Below are 21,637 nucleotides of genomic sequence, written 5' to 3'. Positions count from 1 at the left end.
GCCGGAATCGGTGGCCCCGCATTTCAGTCCGTGATACGAACCCTGAGACGTTCAGTTGACGAGGGGGTACGGGGTGGACGAGGCACCGCAGGACTGGAGTCCGGTCGAGCGGCGGTTGTGGGGGACGTTCAGTCGCAGTGACATCTGCGACCTGTCGGCGGGCGATCCGGTGCTGGACGATCCGGCCAAGGGCGGGGACTGGGGTCTGGAGCGGACCGTGCGCGCCGACGTGCTGGCCCGGCTGCTGCTGGCCGGCCCGGAGCCGGAGCCCGGCCGGGTGCGCGGGCTCAAGCTGGTCGGCGCCCGGATCACCGGCCGGTTATGGCTGGCCGGCGGCCGGTTCGAGAGCTTCGTGGAACTGCACGACTGCCACTTCGACACCGGCGCGGTGCTCTCCGAGGCGCACGCCGGCACCGTCCGGATCGACGGCTGCTGGCTGCCCCGACTGGACGCCTCCCGGCTGGACACGGCCGGCGACCTGGTGCTGGCCCGCTGCACCGTCCCGTACGGCGTGCGGCTGACCGACGCGCAGATCGGCACCGACCTGATCGCCAACTACCTGACGGTGGGCGCCGACCAGTACGGCCGCGGGTTCTCCGCCGACGGACTGACCGTGCACCAGGACTTCGAGGCCGACCGGCTGGAGTGCGACGGCGAGCTGAGCCTGCGCACCGCGCGGGTGGGCGGCCGGCTCTCGCTGCGCGGGGCCCAGCTGCACGGACGGGCCGGAAAGCCGAACTGCTTCAACGCGGCCCGCCTGAGCGTCGGCAGCACCTTCTACCTGACCGGCTGGCGCGACCCGCGCACCGTCACCGCCGTGGGCCGGACCCCGCAGAGCTCCGAGTCGGCCGAGGCCGTCGAGGCGACCGCGGCAGCCGAGGCGGCCGCGCTGGCGCAGGCCAACAACGTGCCGGACATCCGGTACAGCCGCGGGCACGGCAATCCCGGCCCGTACTACCGCCGCGGGCTGCCCGGCCAGCGGACGCAGGGCCTCGACGAGGACGAGGCGGCCGAGGGCGGCGACGGTCCGGAGGAGCCGGAGGAGACCGTCTACGGCCAGGACTTCGGCGAGGATCCGGCCACCGGCACCCCGTTCCGCGCCTTCGGCGGCGTCCGGCTGGACGACGCCCGGTTCGAGAGCGCCTGCCTGATCAACAACGCCGAGTTCCACCTGGAGGAGAAGCAGGAGCTCTCGCTGCGCCGGATCCAGACCCCCGAGCTGCGGTTCACCTGCCGCACCCCGCCCACCGGCACCGTCGCGCTGTCCCGGGCCCGGATCGGCAACCTGGTCGACATCCCCGAGGCCTGGCCGCGCAACCACAAGGTCCGGCTGACCGGCTTCGCCTACGAGTCGCTGCGCCCGCCGGAGGGCGCCTACTACACCATCCAGGACCGGATCAGCTGGCTGGACAGCGCACTCGACAAGTTCCACCCCGAGCCGTACGAGCAGCTGGCCGCCGCGCTGCGCCGGGACGGCTCGGACGACGACGCCCGCCACGTGCTGTACGCCAAGCAGCAGCGCCGGGCCCGCACCCTGCCGCTGCCGGGCCGCTTCTGGTCCCGGCTGCAGGACATCACGGTCGGCTACGGCTACCGCCCGGGACGGGCCGCGCTCTGGCTGCTGGCCGCCTGGGCGGTCGGCACCTTCTGGTTCACCGGCCACCCGCCGGCCCCCGTCAAGCCCGACGAGCACCCGCACTGGAACGCCGCGCTGTACGCGGCCAGCCTGGTGCTGCCGATCGTCAACCTCGGCCAGGACGGGTGGGCGCCGGCCGGCTTCGGGCAGTGGCTGAGCGCGGGGATGGTGCTGACCGGCTGGGTGCTGGCCTCGACGGTGGTCACCGGGGCGACCCGGGTGCTGCAACGGGGGTAGTCGATAGGGTCGGGCCCATGACCACCGACGACCGGATCGGCCCGCCCCACTTCGGCACCGAGCGCGAAACGCTGCGCGCCTTCCTGGACTTCCACCGCGACACCCTCGCGATGAAGTGCCAGGGCCTGACGGACGATCAGCTGCGCGAGCGCTCGATGCCGCCCTCCACCCTCACCCTGCTCGGTCTGGTGCGCCACCTGGCCGAGGTGGAACGCGCCTGGTTCCGCCGCACCTTCGAGGACCACGAGGCCCCGATGGTCTGGTCCGACAAGGTGGACTTCCAGGCCGCCTACGACGCGAGCGGGTCCACCCGCTCCGAGGCGTTCGCCGCCTGGGAGGCGGAAGTTGAGCACTCGCGGCGCGTCGAGGCCGCTCTCGACTCGCTGGACACGGCCGGCTACCAGCCGCGCTGGGAGGAGGAGGTCTCACTGCGCATGGTGATGCTCCACGTCCTGCTGGACTACGGCCGCCACAACGGCCACGCGGACCTCCTGCGCGAGGGCATCGACGGCGAGGTCGGCGCCTGAGCCGTCAGTCCCGGACAACGGGGTACCGGACCAGCTCGCTGGTGGCCAGGTCGAACGCGAACGGCTCGGGGACCGGCACGATGTCGCCGAACTTACCGCTCCACTGACGGTGGTAGACCCCGTCGGCAGGCTCGGAGTAAAGCGTCACGGTGCCCTCGCGCGGGTCGATGAGCAGATACACCGGGATCCCCATCAACGGGTAGTCGCGGACCTTGCCGACCAGGTCGTTCTCGGGGTTCGACGGTGAGACGATCTCCACCGCGATCGCGGCCAGCTCTGCCGGTACTTCGTTGCCACCGAGCCCGACCACCGAGAACGGGATGTACGTCAGGTCGGGGTTCCGAAGCTTGCCGACGTTCGGCGACGCCAGATCGGTGTTCTCACTCGGCATCAGATCGCCCGGACGGTGCGCGTCGAACTGCTCACGCACGACCAACAGGTTCCGTTGGTGAATCACCGACGGCCCGGCCATCATGATGATCTCGTCGCCCGACACCTCGACCTTCCAACCCGACGGCGGCGTCAAGGTCTGCGCGTACTCAAGAAGCTGCGCATGACGTTCAGGGATCTGGAACTCGACCATGCCGTCATCCTCCCACCCACGAGCCCGGTTGTGGGGCAGCCACGGCTCCCGGCCGGCGAAGCCCCGTCCGGCCGGCCCGCCTGAACGGGTGAGCCTGAGGGGGCGGCAGGCGGCTACGCTGTGCGCCGTGACAGAACGGCTGCCGATCTTCCCGCTGAATGCCGTGCTCTACCCCGGCCTGGTGCTCCCCTTGCATGTCTTCGAGGAGCGCTACCGGCGGCTGGTCGCCGATCTGCTGGCACAACCCGAGGACCAGCCGCGGCGGTTCGGCGTGCTGGCGATCAAGGACGGCCGCGAGGTGGCTCCGGTGACCGAGCGCGAGAAGCCGGCCGGGCCGCTGGACGGGCTCGGCACCGAGAGCGGCGACCCGCTGGAGGCGCTGTACCACATCGGCTGTGTGGCGGACGTGGCCTCGGTCACCCCGCAGGCGGACGGCCGGTACGAGCTGCTGGTCACCGGCACCACCCGGTTCCGGCTGCGCGCGGTAGACACCGGCGGCCCGTACCTGATCGGCGAGTGCGAGCCCATCGAGGAACAGCAGGGCGCCGGGGCCGGGGCGCTGGCCGGTGGCGTGGAGCGGGCGTTCCGGGCGTACCAGAAGCGGTTGGCCGGCGCCCGGCAGGCCAGCCTGGCCGGCGAGCAGGAGCTGCCGGACGACCCGCAGGTGCTCTCCTACCTGGTGGCCGCCGCCTCGGTGCTGGAGGTCCCGGTCAAGCAGCGCCTGCTGGCCTGCCCCGACACCGCCGCGCGGCTGGCCGGCGAGCTGGAGCTGCTGCGCCGGGAGACCGCGCTGCTGGCCTGGCTGCCGTCGGTTCCCGCGGTGGAGCTGACCCGGCAGGCGTTCAGTCCGAACTGACGGGGAGTCGAGCGATGGCGAAGAAGAGCGGCGGCAAGGGCACCCCGGCGACGGTGGCGCTGGAGGCCGCGGGCGTGGCCTTCACGGTGCACGCCTACCCGCACGACCCGGCGGCCGCCTCCTACGGCGGCGAGGCGGCCGCCGCGCTCGGGGTGGACCCGGAGCGGGTGTTCAAGACGCTGGTGGCCGAGGTGGACGGCGCGCTGACGGTCGGCGTGGTGCCGGTGGCCGGGCAGCTGGACCTGAAGGCGCTGGCGGCGGCGGTCGGCGGCAAGCGGGCCGCGATGGCCGATCCGGCGGCGGCCGAGCGCAGCAGCGGGTACGTGCGCGGCGGCATCTCGCCGCTGGGGCAGCGCAAGGCACTGCGCACGGTGCTGGACGCCGGCGCGCTGGCGCACCCGACGATCTACGTGTCGGCGGGGCGCCGCGGCCTCGAGGTGGAGCTGGCGCCGGGGGACCTACTGCGTCTGACGGGAGCCGTCAGCGCCGAGATCAGCCGACGCTGAAGCACCGGGCGGACCGGGCTGCGCAGGGGGTGTGGCCGGGGGCGTGGCAGGAGGTGTGGCCGGGGGCGTGTCGGTCACCGGCGGCGCATCCGCGACAGGCGGCGCCTGCGCACCCGGCGGGGTGACCGGAGCCGGCGGAGCCCACGGGTCGGCCGCCGCGTCGGGCGCCCCCATCGGCGACCACTGCGGTCCGGCCCAGTACGGCGGCGGGTCCTGCTCCCGCTTGCCGAAGGTGGCGGTCAGCGCCAGCAGCGCCACCATCGCGCACATCGGCCAGGCGAACAGCGCGCCCTTGGCCTGCAGCCCCAGCGCCTCGTTGAAGCTGTGCCCGTCCCCTGCCTGCCGGGCGGCGGCGGCCAGGTCCGTGGTGGGGCCGAGTGCGACACCGAGCCACATGGCGATCAGCGAGGCGAGGAAGCCGCCCGCGCCGAGCGACACCGCCACCGCGATGCCGCCGCCGCGCCGCCGGGTGGCCAGGAACGCCGCCGTGGCCGTGACCAGGCCGAAGCCCAGGCCGAGCAGCACGAAGGTGCCGTCCGCACCGGCCCGCTGCTCCCCCTCCGGGTCCATGTAGAGCACCGACTGCCCGTGCACCACCAGCGGCACCTCGGGCGCCAGCCAGTACCACATCGCCCCCATCAGCAGGCCGAGCAGCAGGCAGCAGACGCCGATCAGGGCACCCAGCCCGAGCTCGCCGGGCAGCCGGGCGAGGAGGGAGGGCTTGGCCGGCGGGGGCGGCAGCAGCAGCTCGCCGTCCAAGGGGGTGTTCGGTTCGGTCACGGGGTCCATCGTTTCACGCCGTGCCTCGGCGCAGCGCTAACGGGTGGTGGCGCGGCGGTAGGAGTAGGTCGCCAGGGTCAGCGAGAGCAGTCCGACGACGGCGCAGACGGCCAGGTCGCCGAGGACGGCGGGCCAGGCGGGGGCGGCCGCGAAGCTGCGGGCGAAGGCGTCCACGCCGTAGCTGGACGGCAGCAGGTCGCGCAGCAGGCGGACGGCCTGCGGCAGGTGCGAGGCGGGCAGCACGCCGAGCAGCAGCGCGGCCGACATGCCGAGCTGGCCGAGCATGGTGGCGATCTCCTGCCGGGGCGCGAGCAGCCCGAGGGTGGCGCCGAGGCCGGCGAGTGCGGCGCCGGCCAGCGGGACCACCGCGAGCAGCACCCACAGGTGGGCGAAGGACAGGCCGAAGAGCCAGGCGCCGAAACCGGCCGTGACCAGCGCCCCGGGCAGCGTGAAGGAGGCGTAGGCGGCGGCCGAGCCGAGCACCACCGAGGCGGCGGGGACCGGCAGCGTCGCGTAGTGGTCCAGGCCGCCGGTGGCGCGCAGCCGGCCGAAGTACTGGGCCAGCAGGTTGAGCGCCACGAAGGCCACCACCAGCACGCTGGAGCCGGCCACCACGGCCCGGGCCGACGGGTTGTCGCCGCTGTCCACCACGCCGCGCATCATCACCAGGATGCCGACGGACTGGAAGGTGGCGACGAACATCAACGGGATCCGGGCCACCTTGGCGCGGGCCAGCTGGGCCCGGTAGACGGCGGCCAGCGCGGGCAGCAGCCGGGCGGCCGGGCCGAGCGGGGCGGGGGTGACCGGGTGGGACGGCGAGGGTGTCCGGGTGGTGGATGGGGTGAGCACGGTCACTTCGCCAGTCCTCCGTGGCGGCCGCCGAGCCGGAGGTAGGCGTCCTCCAGGCTTGCGGTGGCCAGGGTGAAGTCGTCCAGGGCGGCGAAGGCCGGCCCGGTGGTGACGGCGGCGACCAGCTCCCTGGCCTCCTCCGGGGTGGTGCGCAGGGTCCAGCGGCGGCCACTGCGCTCGGCGCGCTCGGCCAGCCGGGCGACGGCGGGCACCTCCAGCGGGGCCTCGGTGCGCCAGACCAGGTCGAGCCGGACGTCGCCGTCCACCAGCGCCTTCAGTCCACCCGGGGTGTCACAGGCGATCACCCTGCCCTCGTCCAGCACGGCGACCCGGTCGAGCACGGTCTCGGCCTCGATGACGTTGTGGGTGACCAGCAGCACGGTGGTGCCGCGCTCGCTGCGGCGGCGGTCGACGGCGGTCCAGACGGCGCGCCGGGCCACCGGGTCCATGCCGGTGGTGGGCTCGTCCAGGACCAGCAGCGGGCGCTCGCCGACCAGGACGGCCGCGAAGCAGGCCAGTCGGCGCTGGCCGCCGGAGAGCTTGGCGAGCGGGCGGGAGGCGAGCGGTTCCAGGGCGAGTTCGGTGATCACCTCGGCGGCCTCGGCGCGGGCGGCGGCCCGGCTCAGGCCGCGCAGGCGTCCGGTGGTCTCGGCCGCCAGGGCGACGGTGAGCTCGTCCAGCGCGGTGGACTCCTGGCCGAGGTAGCCGAGCAGCCGGGCGGCGCGTTCGGGGTGACGGACCACGTCGTGGCCGAGGATCTCGACGCTGCCGGCGTCCGGGCGCAGCAGGCCGGTGAGCTGGCGCACCAGGGTGGACTTGCCCGCCCCGTTCGGCCCGAGCAGCCCGAAGATCTCGCCCTGGTGGATCTCCAGGTCGACCCCGTCGTTGGCCCGGATCTCGCCGTGGCTCTTGCGCAGGCCGCGGACGGAGCAGCAGGGCAGTGGGGCGTCACTCACGAGCGAAGACTCTACGCGCCGATCGCCCCCGTCCCCACCAGCGGGGTCGGTCGCCACCAGCGCGGTCAGAGCGTCCGGGAAGTGGTCAGTCGTCGACCACGATCAGTTCGCCGCCGGGGACCCGGGTGGCGAGTTCCTTCCAGAAACCGGCCCGGATCGCGTACCGGTCGTGCTCGTCGATCTGGTCGTCCTTGTGCGCGAGCAGGCCGAACCGGGCGGCGTAGCGCAGCAGTTCCCCGTCGACCCGGTGCGGGATCCGCGGGTAGTCGGACCAGATGGGGGTGAGCCGCTCCTTGTCGGCGAGGCGCTCGGTCCAGCGGCGGGCGAAGACCTGGCCGACCTCGTGCGGGTCGCCGCCGATCGCGGTGATGTCCTCCTCGCGGTCGGCCCAGCGCTGCTCGGCGGTGGTGAGCTGGGCCAGGGTGGGCAGCGCGTCGGCGGCAGTGGTGAGTTCGGCGGCCGGGCGCTCCACGTAGCCGCGGTCGGATGACCAGCGCAGCACCGGGCCGCTGCTCGCCCCGGCGGCCGCCGGCGGCTGCGGGTGCGGATGCGCGGCGGTGCGTCCGGCCAGGTCCTTGGGGGTGGGGACGACCTTGAGCGCGGCGGCCGGCAGCTGCGGTTCGGCGGGCGGCTCGGGTGCCTCCGCGGCGGCCGGGCGGACGGCCGGCGGCGCGGCGAGGATCTTGGCGATCTCCGGCGGCGGCCCGGCCGGCGGGAAGGCCACGGCCGGCTCGCGCAGCCGCACCGAGCGGTTGATCCACTCCCGGTCCAGCACCCGGCGCTCGTCGGCCTCGCCGACCAGGTCCTCGGACTGGTTGAAGTCTCCGTCGGCGGCCTGCAGCGCCCACAGGTGCACGGCCACCCCGTGCTCCTTGGCCGACATCATCCCGGGCAGCAGGTCGCCGTCGCCGGTGACCAGGACGACGTCCGCGCAGGCCCGGTTGCGGGCCAGTTCGGAGAGTTCGGCGTGCATCGCGGCGTCCACGCCCTTCTGCACCCAGCGGCCCTCGGCCCGGGTGAGCGCGCCGAGGCGGACGGTGACCCGGGGCAGCACCCGCAGCCGCCGGTGCTCGGGCAGCGGGCGGCGCTCGGGGGCCGCGTCGAACCAGTAGATCCGCAGCAGCGGCAGCCCGGTCTCCTCCTCGGCGCGTTCGCGCAGGGAGGCGATCAGGGCGGTGTGGTCCACCGTCACCCGGGACCTCGACGGCTCGCCGGCCAGCAGGCTGGCGGACGCGCCCAGCAGGTATCCGGCGTCCACGAGGACAACACAGCGGTCCACATCCGCACCTTTCTCCCGGTCGGCCCCCTTGGTCTGTGCTGCTGACGCCGCCTGAAGGCAGTCTGCCCGAGCAAGGTCCCGGTGGGCACCCGGTCGGACCGTTGCGGTCACCTTTACCCTCCGAAGGCGGCGCGAATCACCCGGCTGCGCGTGCTGAACGCGCGAGGCACCCCGCCTCCAGGTGGCGGGGTGCCTCGTACTGCTCAACCCTTGCGGGGCACTGCTCAGCCCTTCCGGGCTGCTGTTCGGCCCACCGGCTCGGCTCAGCCCACCAGCTCGGCCGCGACCAGCTCGGCCAGCTGCACGGTGTTGAGGGCTGCGCCCTTGCGCAGGTTGTCGTTGGAGATGAAGAGCGAGATCCCGTGCTCCACCGTCTCGTCCCGGCGGATCCGGCCCACGTAGCTCGGGTCCTGGCCGGCCGCCTGCAGCGGGGTGGGGATGTCGCTGAGCTCCACGCCGGGCGCGTCGGCCAGCAGTTCCACGGCCCGCTCGGGGCTGAGCGGGGCGGCGAACCGGGCGTGCACCTGCAGCGAGTGGCCGGTGAAGACCGGGACCCGGACGCAGGTGCCGGCCACCTTGAGTTCCGGGATCTCCAGGATCTTGCGGCTCTCGAAGCGCAGCTTCTGCTCCTCGTCGGTCTCGTTCAGACCGTCGTCCACCAGCGAGCCGGCCAGCGGGACCACGTTGAAGGCGATCGGGCGGGCGTAGACCTTGGGCTCCGGGTACTCCACCGCCGAGCCGTCCAGTGCGAGGGCGGCCGCGCCGTCCACCACCTTGGCGGTCTGCTCCTGCAGCTCGGCCACGCCGGCCACGCCGCTGCCGGAGACCGCCTGGTAGGTGGCGACGACCAGCGCGGTCAGCCCGGCCTCGGCGTGCAGCGGGCGCAGCACCGGCATCGCGGCCATGGTGGTGCAGTTCGGGTTGGCGATGATGCCCTTGGGGCGGTTCGCGATCGCGTGCGGGTTGACCTCGGCGACCACCAGCGGCACCTCGGGGTCGCGGCGCCAGGCCGAGGAGTTGTCGATCACCACGGCGCCGGCCGCGGCCACCTTGGGCGCCAGCTGCTTGGAGGTGGCGCCGCCGGCCGAGAAGATCACGATGTCCAGACCGGTGTAGTCGGCCGTGGCGGCGTCCTCGACGGTGACCTCCTGGCCCTGCCAGGGCAGCGTCTTGCCGGCCGAGCGGGCCGAGGCGAACAGCCGCAGCTGCGTCACCGGGATCTGCCCAAGAAGGGCGCCGCGTTCCGCCAGGATCTCCCGGACCACGCCGCCCACCTGACCGGTGGCCCCCACGATGCCGATCTTCATTCTTCCTCCTCGGTCTACCTGCTCTGACCCATCTTGCCTGTTCACCGGTTCTCCACCGGCAGGCCATTCACCAGGTGGACAGCTCGGCGGCCCGGGCCAGCGCCGCCGCCACCGTCTCGGGGCCCGCCGGGAGCAGCGGCAGCCGCACCGCCGGGCTCGGGATCCGGCCCTGGGCGTGCAGCACGCCCTTGACCACGGCCGGGTTCGGCTCGGCGAAGCACGCTGCCGAGAGCGCGGCCAGCCGGTGTCCGAGTTCCCGGGCCCGCGTCGCCTCCCCCGCCCGCCAGGCCTCCAGCAGCTCCACGAACCGGTCGGTGGCCAGGTGTGCGGAGGCCAGGATGCCGCCGGTCGCGCCGAGCGCCAGCAGCGGGGAGAGCACCGCGTCGTCCCCCGCCAGCACCGCGAAGCCGTCCGGCGCGGCGCCGAGCAGCGCCACGGTGTCCGCGTCGATCCCGCCGGCGGCGTACTTGACCCCGGCGATTCCGGGCAGTGCGGCGAGTCGGGCCAGCGTCGCTGCGTCCAGCTGCTGGCCGGTGCGGTACGGGACGTGATAGACGATCAGCGGCACCGGGCTGTGCGCGGTCAGCTCCTGGAAGTGCGCCAGCACGCCGGCCGACCCGGCCCGGACGAACGGCGGCACCAGGGTGAGCGCGGCCACCGCCTCCGGCACCTCCTTGAGCCCGGCCAGCGCCGCCGCCACCGCCCGGGTCGAGCCACCGCCGGCTCCGACCAGCAGCGCGGCGCCGTGCTCCCGGCAGACCCGGGCGCAGATCCGCACCACCTCGGCCTGCTCGGCCGGCTCCAGCGCCCCGGGCTCGCCGGTGGTGCCGAGCGCGACCAGCCCGGCCGCGCCGTCCGCCAGGATCGAGTGCGCCAGCGACTCCAGTGCCCCGGGCGCGAGCTCGCCGTCGGCGGTGAACGGGGTGACCAGCGGAACGTAGATGCCCTGCAGCGTGTCCATGCCGTCGACCTTGCCGCAGCCCGATCGTTCAGGTCCAGTTCGCATTGGTGATGCAACCCGTAAGCTGAGCTGATGCTCGATGTCCGTCGCCTGCGCCTGCTGCGCGAACTCGCCCACCGCGGCACCATCGCGGCCGTCGCCGAGGCGCTGGCCTTCAGCCCGTCCGCCGTCTCCCAGCAGTTGACCGCGCTGGAGCGCGAGGCGGGGGTGGCGCTGCTGGAGCGCACCGGCCGCCGGGTGGCGCTCACCCCGGCCGCGCTGCGGCTGGTCGGCCATGCCGAGGCGGTGCTGGCCCAGTTGGAGCAGGCCGCCGCCGAGCTGGCCGAGGCCCGCAGCGGCCCGTCCGGACCGCTGCGGATCGGCACCTTCCCGTCCGCCGCCCGGGTGGTGATCCCGCCCGCGCTGGTCGCGCTGGCCCGCGACTGTCCCGAACTGGAGCCGATGGTGGCCGAGGTCGACCCGGCCGGCGTCGCCGACCTGCTGCGGTCCGGCGAGCTGGACGTCGCCCTGGTGCACGACTACGACTTCGTGCCTGCCCCGCCCGAGCCCGGCATCCAGCGCGAGCCGCTCTTCGCCGAGGCGATGTACCTGGCGTCCACCACGCCGTCGAGCGGCCTGCTGGCCGACCACCGCGAAGATCCGTGGATCCTGGCCACCCACGGCACGCTCTGCCACGCGATGGCGATCCGCGCCTGCCAGGCCGCCGGGTTCCTGCCCCGGATCCGGCACCGCGCCGACGACTTCAGCACCGTGCTCGCCCTGGTGGCGGCCGGGCAGGGGGTCGCCCTGGTGCCCGAACTCGGCCTGCGGGAACCGCCGGTGGGGGTACGGCTGCGGAAGCTGGCGATGGCGCGGCGAACCGCCGTCGCCTTCCGCCAGGGCTCGGCCGGGCACCCGGGGATCACCGCTTTCACGGCAGCGGTGCGCCGGGCCACCGGCAGCGGATCTGTGCGGTTCGGGTAACAGTTGGCCCCCCGCCCTATCCCGCTGACGGTCTGTCCGGATAGAAATTCGGGTAGCACAGTCGAGGACAATTCACCACCACGTGAGCGGGATTGATGAGCACTAACCAACCTGGGTACGGCTACCCGTCGGATCCGCAGAACCCCTACGGCCAGCAGCCCCCGCAGGGCGGCGTGCCCCAGGGGCCCTACGACCCGCAGCCCGGGTACGGCGTACCGCCGCAGCAGCCGCCCTACGGCCAGCCCTACGACCAGCCGGGCTACGGCCAGCAGCCCCCGCCGCCCGGCTACGGCGTGCCGCCCCAGCAGCCGCAGCAGCCCTACGGCTACCCGCAGCAGCCGCAGCAGCCGCAGCCCGGCTACGGCCAGCAGTACCCCTACGGCGCACCGACCCCGGCCGGCCTCCCGCTGGCCACCCCCGGCGACCGCTTCCTGGCCCGGCTGATCGACTTCGGCGTCCTGCTGATCCCGCTGATCCTGGTCCAGTTCATGATCGCCGCGGCCACCAACGGGATCGTCGCGGGCGTCATCGGCGCCGTCGTGGTCTTCGGCTACGAGGCCCTGATGATGATCACCCAGGGCCAGCAGACCATCGGCAAGAAGGCGATGAAGATCCGCGTGGTCTCCGCCGCCCACGGCGGCCGCCCCACCGACAACGAGCTGTGGGCCCGCTCCGCCGTCTACGGCCTGCCCTCCGCCGTCTACTGCGTCGGCTCGCTGTTCGCCCTGGTCAACGTGCTGTCCCTGCTCTGGGACAAGCCGCTGCAGCAGTGCTTCCACGACAAGGCCGGCAAGACCGTGGTGGTCAAGGAGGCCTGAGTCAGGCCCGCACGGACTCGGCCCCGACGCACCGCGCGTCGGGGCCGAGATGCTGAGGATCAGCGCGAGGTGCCGAGGATCAGCGAACGAAACTCTTGAGGATCTCGGTCTCCAGCGGGATCCCCAGCTCGGGGATCACGAACTCCACCCCGAAGTCGTACGACCGGATGCTGCGGTACTTCCCGCCCTCCGGCTCGCTGTGGATCACCGTGTCACAGCTGTCCCGGTCGATCAGCAGGTACACGGGGATACCTGCCGCCGCATACGCGGCCGGTTTCTCGACCCTGTCCCGTCGGTCGGTGTCCGGATCGTAGGAGGTGATCTCGACCGTCATGAGCACACCGTCAGGGTCGGCCCACTCCCCCTGCCCGGCGAAATGCGCGATCGGTGCCAGGACCCCGTCCGGGCGGGCATGGCCCGACCGGTAGGCCTCCACCAGCAGCCCCTGCTCGATGTGCAGGTCCAGCTCCGGGCGGCTCTGCATGCACCGCCTCAGCAGCCACATGATGATCGCCCCGTGGTCACCATCGGGCACCGCTTTCACCCCGATCTTCCCGTCGATGAACTCCAAGGTGACGGTCTCGGGGGCGTGAGCAGCGAGCTCCTCGAACTCTTCCGCGCTCATCTGTGGGCGGTGATCGGCTGAGATGCTCATCGGTCACCTCCTCTGCCTCTGGTCCTCGGCCTCGCCCAACGGTACCCGCGGCGGGCCGACCGGGGGCCGGGTCCGAACGCATTAGGGTGGAGAGCCCCCGGTGGTGAATGAGGAGATCCCCTGTGCCCGACGGCTTTGTGCACCTGCATGTCCACACTGAGTTCTCGATGCTCGACGGGGCGGCGAAGAACAGCAAGCTGTTCGCCGAGGTCGAGCGGCAGGGCATGCCGGCCATCGCCATGAGTGACCACGGCAACATGTTCGGTGCCTACGAGTTCTTCCAGAAGTCCAAGGGCAGCTCGGTCAAGCCGATCATCGGCATCGAGGCATACCTCGCTCCGGAGTCCCGCTTCCACAAGAAGCAGGTGTTCTGGTCGCCGGGCGGAAAGCGGCCGGCGAACACGGACGGTGAGGGCGGCAAGGACGTCTCGGGTGGCGGCCGGTTCACGCACATGACCATGTGGGCGGAGAACGCCTCCGGTCTGCGCAACCTCTTCAAGCTCTCCTCGCTCGCGTCCATGGAGGGCTACTACACCAAGCCCCGGATGGACCGCGAGCTGCTCGCCCAGCACGCCAAGGGGATCATCGCCACCACCGGCTGCCCGTCGGGCGAGGTGCAGACCCGCCTGCGGCTGGGCCAGTACGAGGAGGCGATCGAGGCCGCCTCCACCTACCGGGACATCTTCGGCAAGGAGAACTTCTTCCTCGAGCTGATGGACCACGGCCTGTCCATCGAGCGGGACATCCGTGCCGACCTCCTGCGGCTGGGCAAGCAGCTCGGTCTCCCGCTGCTGGCCACCAACGACTCGCACTACGTCACCGAGGACCAGGCCGACGCGCACGACAACCTGCTCTGCGTCGGCACGGGCAAGAACAAGGACGACCCGAACCGGCTCAAGTTCGGCGGCTCCGGCTACTACATCAAGACGCCCGCCGAGATGCGCGAGCTCTTCAGGGAGCTGCCCGAGGCCTGCGACAACACGCTGCTGATCGCGGACCGGATCCAGCCGTACGACGAGGTCTTCGACTACGTCGACCGGATGCCGCAGTTCGACGTGCCCGAGGGCGAGACCCAGGCCTCCTACCTGCGCAAGAAGATCGAGATCGGTCTGCAGAAGCGCTACGGCGACAACCCGAGCCAGGAGGTGCTGGACCGGGTCGAGCTGGAGATGGGCGTCATCACCCCCATGGGGTTCGACGCCTACTTCCTCGTGGTCGCCGACATCTGCCAGTACGGGCGGGACAACGGCATCCCCGTCGGCCCCGGCCGTGGTTCGGCGGCCGGCTCGATGGTCTCCTACCTCACCGGGATCACCCAGCTGGACCCGCTGGAGCACGATCTCCTCTTCGAGCGCTTCCTCAACCCCGAGCGCATCAACCCCCCGGACGTCGACATCGACTTCGACGACCGCCAGCGCGACCAGATGGTGCGCTACGTCACCGAGAAGTACGGCGCCGCCTACACCGCCCAGGTGAACACCTTCGGCACCATCAAGGCGAAGGCCGCCGTCAAGGACTCCAGCCGCATCCTCGGCTACCCCTTCGCCATGGGCGACCGGATCACCAAGGCGATGCCGCCGGACGTGATGGGCAAGGGCGTCCCGCTCGCGGACCTCTTCAACGAGAAGCACCCTCGCTACAACGAGGGCACCGAGATCCGCACGATGTACGCCAACGAGCCGGACGTCAAGAAGATCATCGACACCGGCATCGGCATCGAGGGCCTGATCCGCGGCACCGGCGTGCACGCCGCGGCCGTCATCCTCTCCTCGACACCACTGCTCGACCTGATCCCGTTGCACATGCGGGACAAGGACGGCGTGATCATCACCGGCTTCGACTACCCGTCGTGCGAAGCCATGGGCCTGATCAAGATGGACTTCCTGGGGCTGCGGAACCTGGGCATCATCGACCACTGCATCAAGATCGTGAAGGCCAACCGAGGTGTCGACATCGACATCGAGAACATTCCGATCGACGACCCGACGACGTACCAACTGCTGGCCCGCGGTGACACCCTGGGCGTCTTCCAGCTCGATGGCGGCCCCATGCGAGCGCTCCTCAAGCTGATGAAGCCCACCGAGTTCGCCGACATCTCCGCCGTCTCCGCCCTGTACCGCCCCGGCCCCATGGGCATGAACTCGCACACCAACTACGCGCTGCGCAAGAACGCCCAGCAGGAGATCCTGCCGATCCACCCGGAGTTGGAGGAGCCGCTCAAGGAGGTCCTCGGCCCCACCTACGGCCTGATCGTCTATCAGGAGCAGGTGCAGCGTGCCGCCCAGGTGCTGGCCGGCTACTCGCTCGGACAGGCAGACCTGCTCCGCCGCGCGATGGGCAAGAAGAAGAAGGAAGTCCTGGAGAAGGAGTTCGTCCCCTTCCACGCGGGCTGCAAGGAGCGCGGCTACTCCGACGAGGCGATCCAGGCGGTCTGGGACGTGCTGGTCCCGTTCGCCGGCTACGCGTTCAACAAATCGCACTCGGCCGCCTACGGCCTGGTCTCGTACCAGACCGCCTACCTCAAGGCGAACTACCCCGCCGAGTACATGGCCGCCCTGCTCACCTCGGTGGCGGACGACAAGGACAAGATGGCCGTCTACCTGGCCGAGTGCCGGGCGATGGGCATCAAGATCCTCTCCCCCGACGTCAACGAGTCGGTGGTCGACTTCACCGCCGTCGGCACCGACGTCCGGTTCGGCCTCAAGGCGGTGCGCAACGTCGGCGTCCCGGTGATCGAGTCGCTGATCAAGACCCGCAAGGAGAAGGGCAAGTACTCCTCCTTCGCGGACTTCCTGGACAAGGTCGAGCTGGTCGCCTGCAACAAGCGCACCGTCGACTCGCTGATCAAGTCCGGCGCCTTCGACTCGCTCGGGCACACCCGCCAGTCGCTGGTCGCGGTGCACGAGCAGGCCATCGACGCCGTCACCGGGGTCAAGAAGCAGCAGGCGATCGGGCAGGACGACCTGTTCGGCGCGCTGGACACCGGCGCCGACACGCCCACCATCGGCCTGGACTTCGAGCTGACCGACCGGGAGTGGCCGCGCAAGCAACTGCTCAGCCTGGAGCGCGAGATGCTCGGCCTGTACGTCTCCAGCCACCCGCTGGACGGCGCCGAGCACATCCTGGCCCGCAACCGCGACATCTCGATCGCCGAACTGATGGGCTCCGGGCGGACCGAGGGCGAGGTGCGGCTGTCCGGGCTGATCACCGGCGTGGACCGGCGGATCAACAAGGCGGGCAACGCCTGGGCGATCATCACCCTGGCCGACCGTGACGGCTCGGTCGAGGTGCTCTTCTTCCCGGCCACCTACAACCTGATGGCCGACCAGATGGTCGAGGACAACGTGGTCTCGGTCCGCGGCCGGCTGAACGAGCGGGACGGCGCGCTGTCCATCTTCGGCCAGGAGCTGACCACGCTGGACATCTCCGCGGCCGAGCACGGCGGCAAGCCGCCGGTGCAGATCACCGTGCCCTACCCGAAGGTCACCGCGCACATGGTCCGGGAGCTGAAGGCCACCCTGCGGGCGCACCCCGGCGATGTGCCGGTGCGGCTGCTGACCACCAGTCGGCAGAAGGACGTGCTCTACGAGTTGGGCTTCCTGGTGAACCCGGACACCGCCTTCGCCAGCGAGGTGAAGACGCTGCTCGGGCCGTCCGCCTGGAGCGCCTGACACTGTGCGGCCGGGGCGCTAGTCTCGGCCCGCGACGGGTTGTGGAGACGCCACGGACCGCGCCGCCCGGAGGGGGAGACATGAGTTACGGCCCGCCCGTTGTCGGAGGGTTCGCCCCGGTACCAGGCCCGCCCCGGGCCAGGAGCCGGGCGGCAGCGCTGCCCGGGCTGGCGGTGATCATGATGGTCGTCCTGGCACTGGAGTTGACGATCCTGGGCATCGACCTGAGCCAGGTGGGCGCGAAGATGCTGCCGTACTCGTTCGGTTTCGGGCACCTCAGCGAGCTGCGGCTGGTGCAGACGCCCTTCCTCTTCGGCCCGAGCGACACGGCCACCTGCCTCGCCCTGATCACCATGATCATCGCGGCCATCGGCGGCCGCGGCTGGATCCGCGCGGCCGGGGCGGTGCTGCTGCTGACCAACGCGTACGGGATCGCGGGGTTCCTGATCTCGACCGGCACCGACGAGAACGGCTGGCACTACCTCACCACCCCGGCCTGGCCGGTCATGTGGGGAACCATCGACCTCGCCGTGCAGGTCCTGCTCGGGCTGGTGTTCGCGCTGGTGGTCGCCTCGACCATGAAGTCCGCCCCGCGGCAGGACTTCGGCGGCGGGTACGCGCCACCGTTCGCCGCCGCTCCGGCGCCGCCGTTCGCCGCCCCGGCCCAGCCGCCGTTCGCTCCCCCGATGCCGCCGCAGGACGTGCCGCGGGCGGCGCCTGGCTACAACGTCCCGCCGCCGCCTGCCCAGCCACCGTACGGATACCCGCCCGTCCGCTGACCGACCTCCCGTCAGCCCCGCTCCACCTCGCGGAGGAAGTCGAGCGCGACCGCCCAGGTCCGCTCGGCGGCCTCGGCGTCGTAGTCCGGCAGCTCGGGGTCGGTGAACAGGTGGCCGGCCCCGCGGTAGCGGTGCACCTCGACGTCCGCCCCGGCCTTGCGCATCCGCAGGTACCAGGCGTTCAGCCAGTCCTCGGTCTCGAACGGGTCGGGCTCGGCCACGTGCAGCTGGACCGGGATCTCGGTGCTCGCCTCGTCGCGCACGTCCGAGGTGCCGTGCAGGAGCAGCAGAGCAAGCGCTTGCTCATCGGCGAGCGCCAGGTTCTGCGCCAGCGCGCCGCCGAGCGAGAAGCCCGCGTAGACCAGGCGGGTGCCCGGGGTGAGCAGCGGGGCGGCCGCGCTGACGGCCCGTCGGAGCAGCTCGTCGGTGCCGACCTCCTCGCGGTAGGCCATGCCCTCCTCGACGGTCTCGAAGAGCCGGCCGTCGTACAGGTCGGGCAGGTGCACCTGGTGCCCGGCCGCCCGGAGCCGGTCGGCGGCCGCGTGCACGGCCGGGCGCAGGCCGTAGGCGGAGTGGAGGAGGAGGATCTGGGCCACGGGTTCTCCGTCGTTGTTCGGGTCGCTACCGTCCCATCCTCTCCCAACGCACCCGCTACTACGACACGATGTCCTTGCGCGCGAAGCCCCGGAAGGCCAGCGCCAGCAGGATCACCGCGTAGGACAGCGAGACCGACACGCCCTGCACCATGCCGCCCCACTCCAGCTGCGGCTGCAGCGCGTCCGCCCAGGCGTACTGCCAGTGCGCGGGCAGCCACTCGCGCAGACCGCCCAGGGCGGTGATGGCGTCCAGCACCCCGGTGATGATCGAGATGAAGACCGCCCCTCCGACCGCGCCGAGCGGCGCGTCGGTGGCCGTGGAGAGGTAGAAGGCCAGCGCCGCCACCACCAGCTCGCTGAGGATGATGAAGCCCACCGCGATGGCGAGCCGGGGCAGCGCCTCGGCGCCGGACAGGCTGCCGCCGGTGGGCAGCTTGAGGTCGCCCCAGCCGTAGGCGGCGGTGCCGACCCCGAGTCCGACCAGCGGCAGCAGCACGATCGCGGCCGCCGAGAAGAGCAGGCCGACGGTCAGCTTCCGGGCCAGCAGCCGAGCCCGGGGCACCGGCGCGGCGAGCAGGTAGCGCAGCGAGGACCAGCCCGCCTCGGCGGCCACGGTGTCCCCGCAGAACAGCGCGACCGGGATCACCAACAGGAACCCGGTGCCCATGAAGAGCATGGTGGCCGCGAAGTTCGGCCCGGAGGCGGTGGCCAGCTCGATGAAGGTGGTGCGGTCGGCCCGGCTCGGCATGCCGCCGATCTGGAAGGCCGCCAGCACGATGAACGGCATCGCGAAGAGCACCGCCGCGATGATCAGGGTGCGCCGGCGCCGAAGTTGGCGCAGCGCCTCCACCCGCAGCGGCAGGGTGTGCTGCGGCCGGTAGCCGGCCGCCCGGTCGTCGGGCTCGGCCCGGGGCCGGAACTGGGCGGTCGTCACGAGGCGCCTCCGATCAGCGAGAGGAACGCGTCCTCCAGGCGGCGGTGCGGACCGGCCCGCTCCACCGGGACGTCCATCCGGACGAGTTCGGCGATCAGCTGGGTGGCCGTCAGGCCGTCCAGCCGGACCAGCAGGCCGTGCCCGGCCACCTCCGCCTCGGCGACCCCGGCGAGCTGGCCCAGCTTCTCGGCGGCCGCCGCCAGCTCGTCCGGTCCGAACTCGGCGGGCGTGCCGACCAGCAGCAGCTCGCCGCCGCCGACGATCTCGGCCACCTCGCCCGCGGTGACCAGCCGGCCGCGGTCCATCACCACCAGATGGGTGCAGCTCTGCTCCACCTCGGCGAGCAGGTGGCTGGAGACGATGACGGTCCGCCCGGCCGCGGCGTAGCGGATCATCACCTCGCGCATCTCGCGGATCTGCGGCGGGTCGAGCCCGTTGGTCGGCTCGTCCAGGATCAGCAGGTCCGGCAGCCCGAGCATGGCCTGCGCGATCGCCAACCGCTGGCGCATGCCCTGCGAGTACGTGCGCACGGCGCGTTCCAGGGCCTCGCCGAGGTCGGCGATCTCCAGCGCCTCCTCGAGGTGCGCGTCCGCGGCCGGGCGACCGGTGCTGCGCCAGTAGAGCTCCAGGTTGGCGCGCCCGGACAGGTGCGGCAGGAAGCCGGCGCCCTCCACGAAGGCGCCGACCCGGGAGAGCACCGGCGCGCCCGGGCGGACGGCGTGGCCGAAGATCCGGATCTCGCCCTCGTCCGGGCGGATCAGGCCCATCAGCATGCGCAGGGTGGTGGTCTTGCCCGCGCCGTTGGGGCCGAGCAGGCCGAGCACCTGGCCGCGTTCCACCTGGAAGCCGAGGTCCTGGACGGCGTAGCGGTCGGTGGCGCCCTTGTAGCGCTTGCTCAGGCCGGTGATCTGCAGGGGGACCTCGGCCAGGGCCGGGTCGGGCGGCGGCATCGCGCGGCGCCGCCGGGCGGTGAGCAGGAGCAGCGCCGCGAGGGCGAGCGCCACCAGCGGCAGCACCCAGGTACGAGCGGGCAGCGGGGTCGCTTCGGTGTGCAGTCCTGGCACGGTGGGGACGACCAGCGGGCCGGCCACCGCCAGGTGATAGGTGGCCGGCTCGGCGGGCGAGGCGTAGGCGAGGTCGGTCGCGGCCAGCACCAGGCGCAGGCGGTGGCCGGCGGGGAAGGCGTGGTCGACGGCGGGGAGGGTGATGGTCGCCGCGTCGCCGACCCGCACCGGGGCGGCGAGTTGCTGCGGCAGCGTCTGCTTGCCGTCGGGGCCCACGTCGTAGAGCTTGGCGAAGAGCACGGCGTCCGGGCGGTCGGACTGCACCTGGATCCTGACGGTCGGACTTCCCGTCAGCTGCAGGCCGCTCGACAGGGGTGCCGAGTCGAAGGTGGCCGACTGGCCGGGGAAGTCGATCGAGAGCCCGAGCCCGAGCTGCGAGGCCTGTGCGAGGGCGCCGAGGCCGGGGACGGTGGAGATCGCGGGGGGCGCGCCGCCGGGCGGGTTCGAGACGGTCTGCTGACTTCCCGTCAGCTGGACCTCGCGGGTCTGCGTCCCGCCCAGGCCGGGGTACTGGTCCGCGTCGGCGCCGCGCAGCACCGCCTGGAAGCCGGTGGAGTCCACCCCGCCGGTGCGGGTGACCCGGAAGGCCGGTCCCGTGTCAGCCCCGTCCTTCTTCAGGTAATGGTCGAACCAGGCGGTGATCCGGCCGTCCACCCGGTCGCTGGTCTCGGTGCCGCCGTCGTGCCCGCCGGCGAACCAGTCCACCGAGACCGGCGCGCCGTTGGCGGCGATCGCCTTGGCCATCCGGTCGCCCTGGTCGAGCGGGAAGAGCGAGTCCTGCTGGCCCTGGACCACCAGGGTGGGGACCTTGATGCTCGACGCGAAAGTCGACGGGCTCGACTTTCGCAGCAACGCCACCGCGTCCGGATCGGGGCGCCCGGCGGTGGCCACCCGGTTGTACATCGCACAGAGTTCGTCGGTGAACCGACCGCAGCCCGGTGGGCCGCTCGCGGGCGCGGACTTGGCGGGCTTGCCGGTGGTGGAGGCGGTCAGATCCCCGGCCGACCCCGAGGTGAAGAAGATCCCGGCCCAGAGCTTCTTGAACACCCCGTCAGCCGGCGAACCGCCCTGCACGTTCTGCGGGAACAGCGCCTGTGACAGGTCCCACCAGGTGATCACCGGCGCGATCGCATCGATCCGCGCATCCGCCGCCGCCCCGAGCAGCGAGATCGCGCCGCCGTAGGACGCCCCGGTGATCCCGACCTTCGGATCCCCCGGTCCGTCCAACTGCACCTCGGGCCGCTGCGCCAGCCAGTCCACCAGGTGCTTGAGGTCCTGCACCTCGCCGTCCTGTGCGTTGAGCCCGATCTTCCCCGTCGACTTCCCGAACCCGCGCGCCGACCAGGTCAGCACCGCGTACCCGGAGCGCGCGAGCTTCTTGGCCTCCCCCACCTCGTCGGTCTTGCTGCCACCGAACCCGTGCGCGAGCAGGACGGCAGGCCTCGGCGCGCTGCCGGTGGTGAAGAAGGAGGTGTCGATCGACACCTGCGCGCTGCTGCCGGGCGCCTCGGGCATCGCGAGGAACTGGTCCTGTTCCCGGACCGCCTGCTCACCCCCGAACGCGACCGCCGCCGTGCCGAGCCCCACGACAGCCTTCAGCGCCAGCCCAGCGGCCAGTACCCGACGTCGCGTCAGTTTGAGTCGTCCGCGAAGGTCCACGGAGAGTGATCCTATCCGTGG

Annotated in this window: 19 protein-coding genes; 8 read left to right on the top strand and 11 right to left on the bottom strand. The window is 72.3% G+C overall.

The window, feature by feature from the left end; genetic code table 11:
• Positions 1–73: 73 nt before the first annotated feature.
• Both BR98_RS31770 and BR98_RS31765 read left to right on the top strand, forming a co-directional pair.
• Positions 74–1,873: a hypothetical protein gene (locus tag BR98_RS31770; RefSeq protein WP_051970559.1), complete on the top strand. Its 1,800-nt coding sequence runs from the start codon at positions 74–76 to the stop codon at positions 1,871–1,873.
• A gap of 17 nt (positions 1,874–1,890) precedes the next feature.
• A complete protein-coding gene (locus BR98_RS31765; RefSeq protein WP_035850277.1) occupies positions 1,891–2,400 on the top strand; it encodes a DinB family protein in 510 nt (169 codons plus the stop codon).
• A 4-nt stretch (positions 2,401–2,404) separates the two neighbouring features.
• Here the strand turns inward: BR98_RS31765 and BR98_RS31760 are convergent, their stop codons facing one another.
• On the bottom strand, positions 2,405–2,983 hold the full coding sequence (locus BR98_RS31760) for a Uma2 family endonuclease (RefSeq protein ID WP_035850276.1): 579 nt from the start codon (positions 2,981–2,983) through the stop codon (positions 2,405–2,407).
• 127 nt (positions 2,984–3,110) lie between these two features.
• Here BR98_RS31760 and BR98_RS31755 point away from each other — a divergent pair, with 127 nt between their 5' ends.
• Positions 3,111–3,839: an LON peptidase substrate-binding domain-containing protein gene (locus BR98_RS31755; protein ID WP_035850274.1), complete on the top strand. Its 729-nt coding sequence runs from the start codon at positions 3,111–3,113 to the stop codon at positions 3,837–3,839.
• 14 nt (positions 3,840–3,853) lie between these two features.
• Positions 3,854–4,345 carry a Cys-tRNA(Pro) deacylase gene (ybaK, locus tag BR98_RS31750; protein ID WP_035850271.1) on the top strand — a complete coding sequence of 164 codons (492 nt, stop codon included), beginning with the start codon at positions 3,854–3,856 and terminating at the stop codon, positions 4,343–4,345.
• Here ybaK and BR98_RS37160 read toward each other — a convergent pair.
• The 6 genes from BR98_RS37160 to BR98_RS31720 all read right to left on the bottom strand — a co-directional run bounded on the left by BR98_RS37160 (position 4,298) and on the right by BR98_RS31720 (position 10,477).
• A complete protein-coding gene (locus tag BR98_RS37160) occupies positions 4,298–5,125 on the bottom strand; it encodes a hypothetical protein (protein WP_063774870.1) in 828 nt (275 codons plus the stop codon). The genes ybaK and BR98_RS37160 overlap by 48 nt on opposite strands.
• A 36-nt stretch (positions 5,126–5,161) precedes the next feature.
• Positions 5,162–5,974: an ABC transporter permease gene (locus BR98_RS31740; RefSeq protein ID WP_407639548.1), complete on the bottom strand. Its 813-nt coding sequence runs from the start codon at positions 5,972–5,974 to the stop codon at positions 5,162–5,164.
• 2 nt (positions 5,975–5,976) lie between these two features.
• Positions 5,977–6,930, bottom strand: a complete 954-nt coding sequence (locus BR98_RS31735) for an ABC transporter ATP-binding protein (RefSeq protein ID WP_035850267.1) — start codon at positions 6,928–6,930, stop codon at positions 5,977–5,979.
• Between the two features lie 85 nt (positions 6,931–7,015).
• Positions 7,016–8,209 (bottom strand): NYN domain-containing protein, encoded by a 1,194-nt coding sequence (locus BR98_RS31730; protein WP_035850265.1) that lies wholly within the window; start codon positions 8,207–8,209, stop codon positions 7,016–7,018.
• Between the two features lie 263 nt (positions 8,210–8,472).
• A complete protein-coding gene (locus tag BR98_RS31725) occupies positions 8,473–9,516 on the bottom strand; it encodes an aspartate-semialdehyde dehydrogenase (protein ID WP_035850263.1) in 1,044 nt (347 codons plus the stop codon).
• Between the two features lie 67 nt (positions 9,517–9,583).
• On the bottom strand, positions 9,584–10,477 hold the full coding sequence (locus BR98_RS31720) for a dihydrodipicolinate synthase family protein (RefSeq protein WP_035850261.1): 894 nt from the start codon (positions 10,475–10,477) through the stop codon (positions 9,584–9,586).
• Positions 10,478–10,549: 72 nt separating this feature from the next.
• Between BR98_RS31720 and BR98_RS31715 the strand changes: the two genes are divergently transcribed.
• Positions 10,550–11,440: a LysR family transcriptional regulator gene (locus tag BR98_RS31715; RefSeq protein ID WP_035850259.1), complete on the top strand. Its 891-nt coding sequence runs from the start codon at positions 10,550–10,552 to the stop codon at positions 11,438–11,440.
• Between the two features lie 95 nt (positions 11,441–11,535).
• Positions 11,536–12,258, top strand: coding sequence for an RDD family protein (locus BR98_RS31710; protein ID WP_035850258.1), 723 nt, complete (start codon positions 11,536–11,538; stop codon positions 12,256–12,258).
• Between the two features lie 79 nt (positions 12,259–12,337).
• Here BR98_RS31710 and BR98_RS31705 read toward each other — a convergent pair whose 3' ends face one another.
• Positions 12,338–12,913, bottom strand: coding sequence for a Uma2 family endonuclease (locus BR98_RS31705; protein ID WP_035850256.1), 576 nt, complete (start codon positions 12,911–12,913; stop codon positions 12,338–12,340).
• 122 nt (positions 12,914–13,035) lie between these two features.
• Between BR98_RS31705 and dnaE the strand changes: the two genes are divergently transcribed.
• Complete coding sequence (gene dnaE, locus BR98_RS31700; RefSeq protein WP_035850254.1) at positions 13,036–16,584, top strand: DNA polymerase III subunit alpha; 3,549 nt, start codon at positions 13,036–13,038, stop codon at positions 16,582–16,584.
• Between the two features lie 80 nt (positions 16,585–16,664).
• A complete protein-coding gene (locus tag BR98_RS31695) occupies positions 16,665–17,363 on the top strand; it encodes a hypothetical protein (RefSeq protein ID WP_157538009.1) in 699 nt (232 codons plus the stop codon).
• 11 nt (positions 17,364–17,374) lie between these two features.
• On the opposite strand, the gene BR98_RS31690 is transcribed toward BR98_RS31695, so the two are convergent.
• Genes BR98_RS31690 through BR98_RS31680 form a run of 3 tightly spaced genes read right to left on the bottom strand, consistent with a single transcriptional unit; the run spans position 17,375 to position 21,616 of the window.
• Positions 17,375–17,959, bottom strand: a complete 585-nt coding sequence (locus BR98_RS31690) for a dienelactone hydrolase family protein (RefSeq protein WP_035850250.1) — start codon at positions 17,957–17,959, stop codon at positions 17,375–17,377.
• 58 nt (positions 17,960–18,017) lie between these two features.
• A complete protein-coding gene (locus tag BR98_RS31685) occupies positions 18,018–18,893 on the bottom strand; it encodes an ABC transporter permease (RefSeq protein ID WP_035850248.1) in 876 nt (291 codons plus the stop codon).
• Entirely contained in the window at positions 18,890–21,616 is a 2,727-nt protein-coding gene (locus BR98_RS31680) for an alpha/beta fold hydrolase (RefSeq protein WP_035850246.1), read from the bottom strand. Before BR98_RS31680 ends, BR98_RS31685 begins: the two co-directional genes overlap by 4 nt.
• Positions 21,617–21,637 lie beyond the last annotated feature (21 nt).

The organism is Kitasatospora azatica KCTC 9699 (assembly GCF_000744785.1).
In the GTDB taxonomy this organism is placed as follows: domain Bacteria; phylum Actinomycetota; class Actinomycetes; order Streptomycetales; family Streptomycetaceae; genus Kitasatospora; species Kitasatospora azatica.
Note: the sequence above shows the minus strand (reverse complement) of the source record. Positions and strands in the feature narration are given on the sequence as shown.

Bases quoted from the DNA above. Each gene is read 5' to 3' on its own strand.
- BR98_RS31695 (WP_157538009.1), top strand. From the start codon at position 16,665: ATGAGTTACGGCCCGCCCGTTGTCGGAGGGTTCGCCCCGGTACCAGGC.
- BR98_RS31725 (WP_035850263.1), bottom strand. From the start codon at position 9,516: ATGAAGATCGGCATCGTGGGGGCCACCGGTCAGGTGGGCGGCGTGGTC.
- BR98_RS31715 (WP_035850259.1), top strand. From the start codon at position 10,550: ATGCTCGATGTCCGTCGCCTGCGCCTGCTGCGCGAACTCGCCCACCGC.
- BR98_RS31765 (WP_035850277.1), top strand. From the start codon at position 1,891: ATGACCACCGACGACCGGATCGGCCCGCCCCACTTCGGCACCGAGCGC.
- BR98_RS31760 (WP_035850276.1), bottom strand. From the start codon at position 2,983: ATGGTCGAGTTCCAGATCCCTGAACGTCATGCGCAGCTTCTTGAGTAC.
- BR98_RS31710 (WP_035850258.1), top strand. From the start codon at position 11,536: ATGAGCACTAACCAACCTGGGTACGGCTACCCGTCGGATCCGCAGAAC.
- BR98_RS31720 (WP_035850261.1), bottom strand. From the start codon at position 10,477: ATGGACACGCTGCAGGGCATCTACGTTCCGCTGGTCACCCCGTTCACC.
- BR98_RS31705 (WP_035850256.1), bottom strand. From the start codon at position 12,913: ATGAGCATCTCAGCCGATCACCGCCCACAGATGAGCGCGGAAGAGTTC.
- ybaK (WP_035850271.1), top strand. From the start codon at position 3,854: ATGGCGAAGAAGAGCGGCGGCAAGGGCACCCCGGCGACGGTGGCGCTG.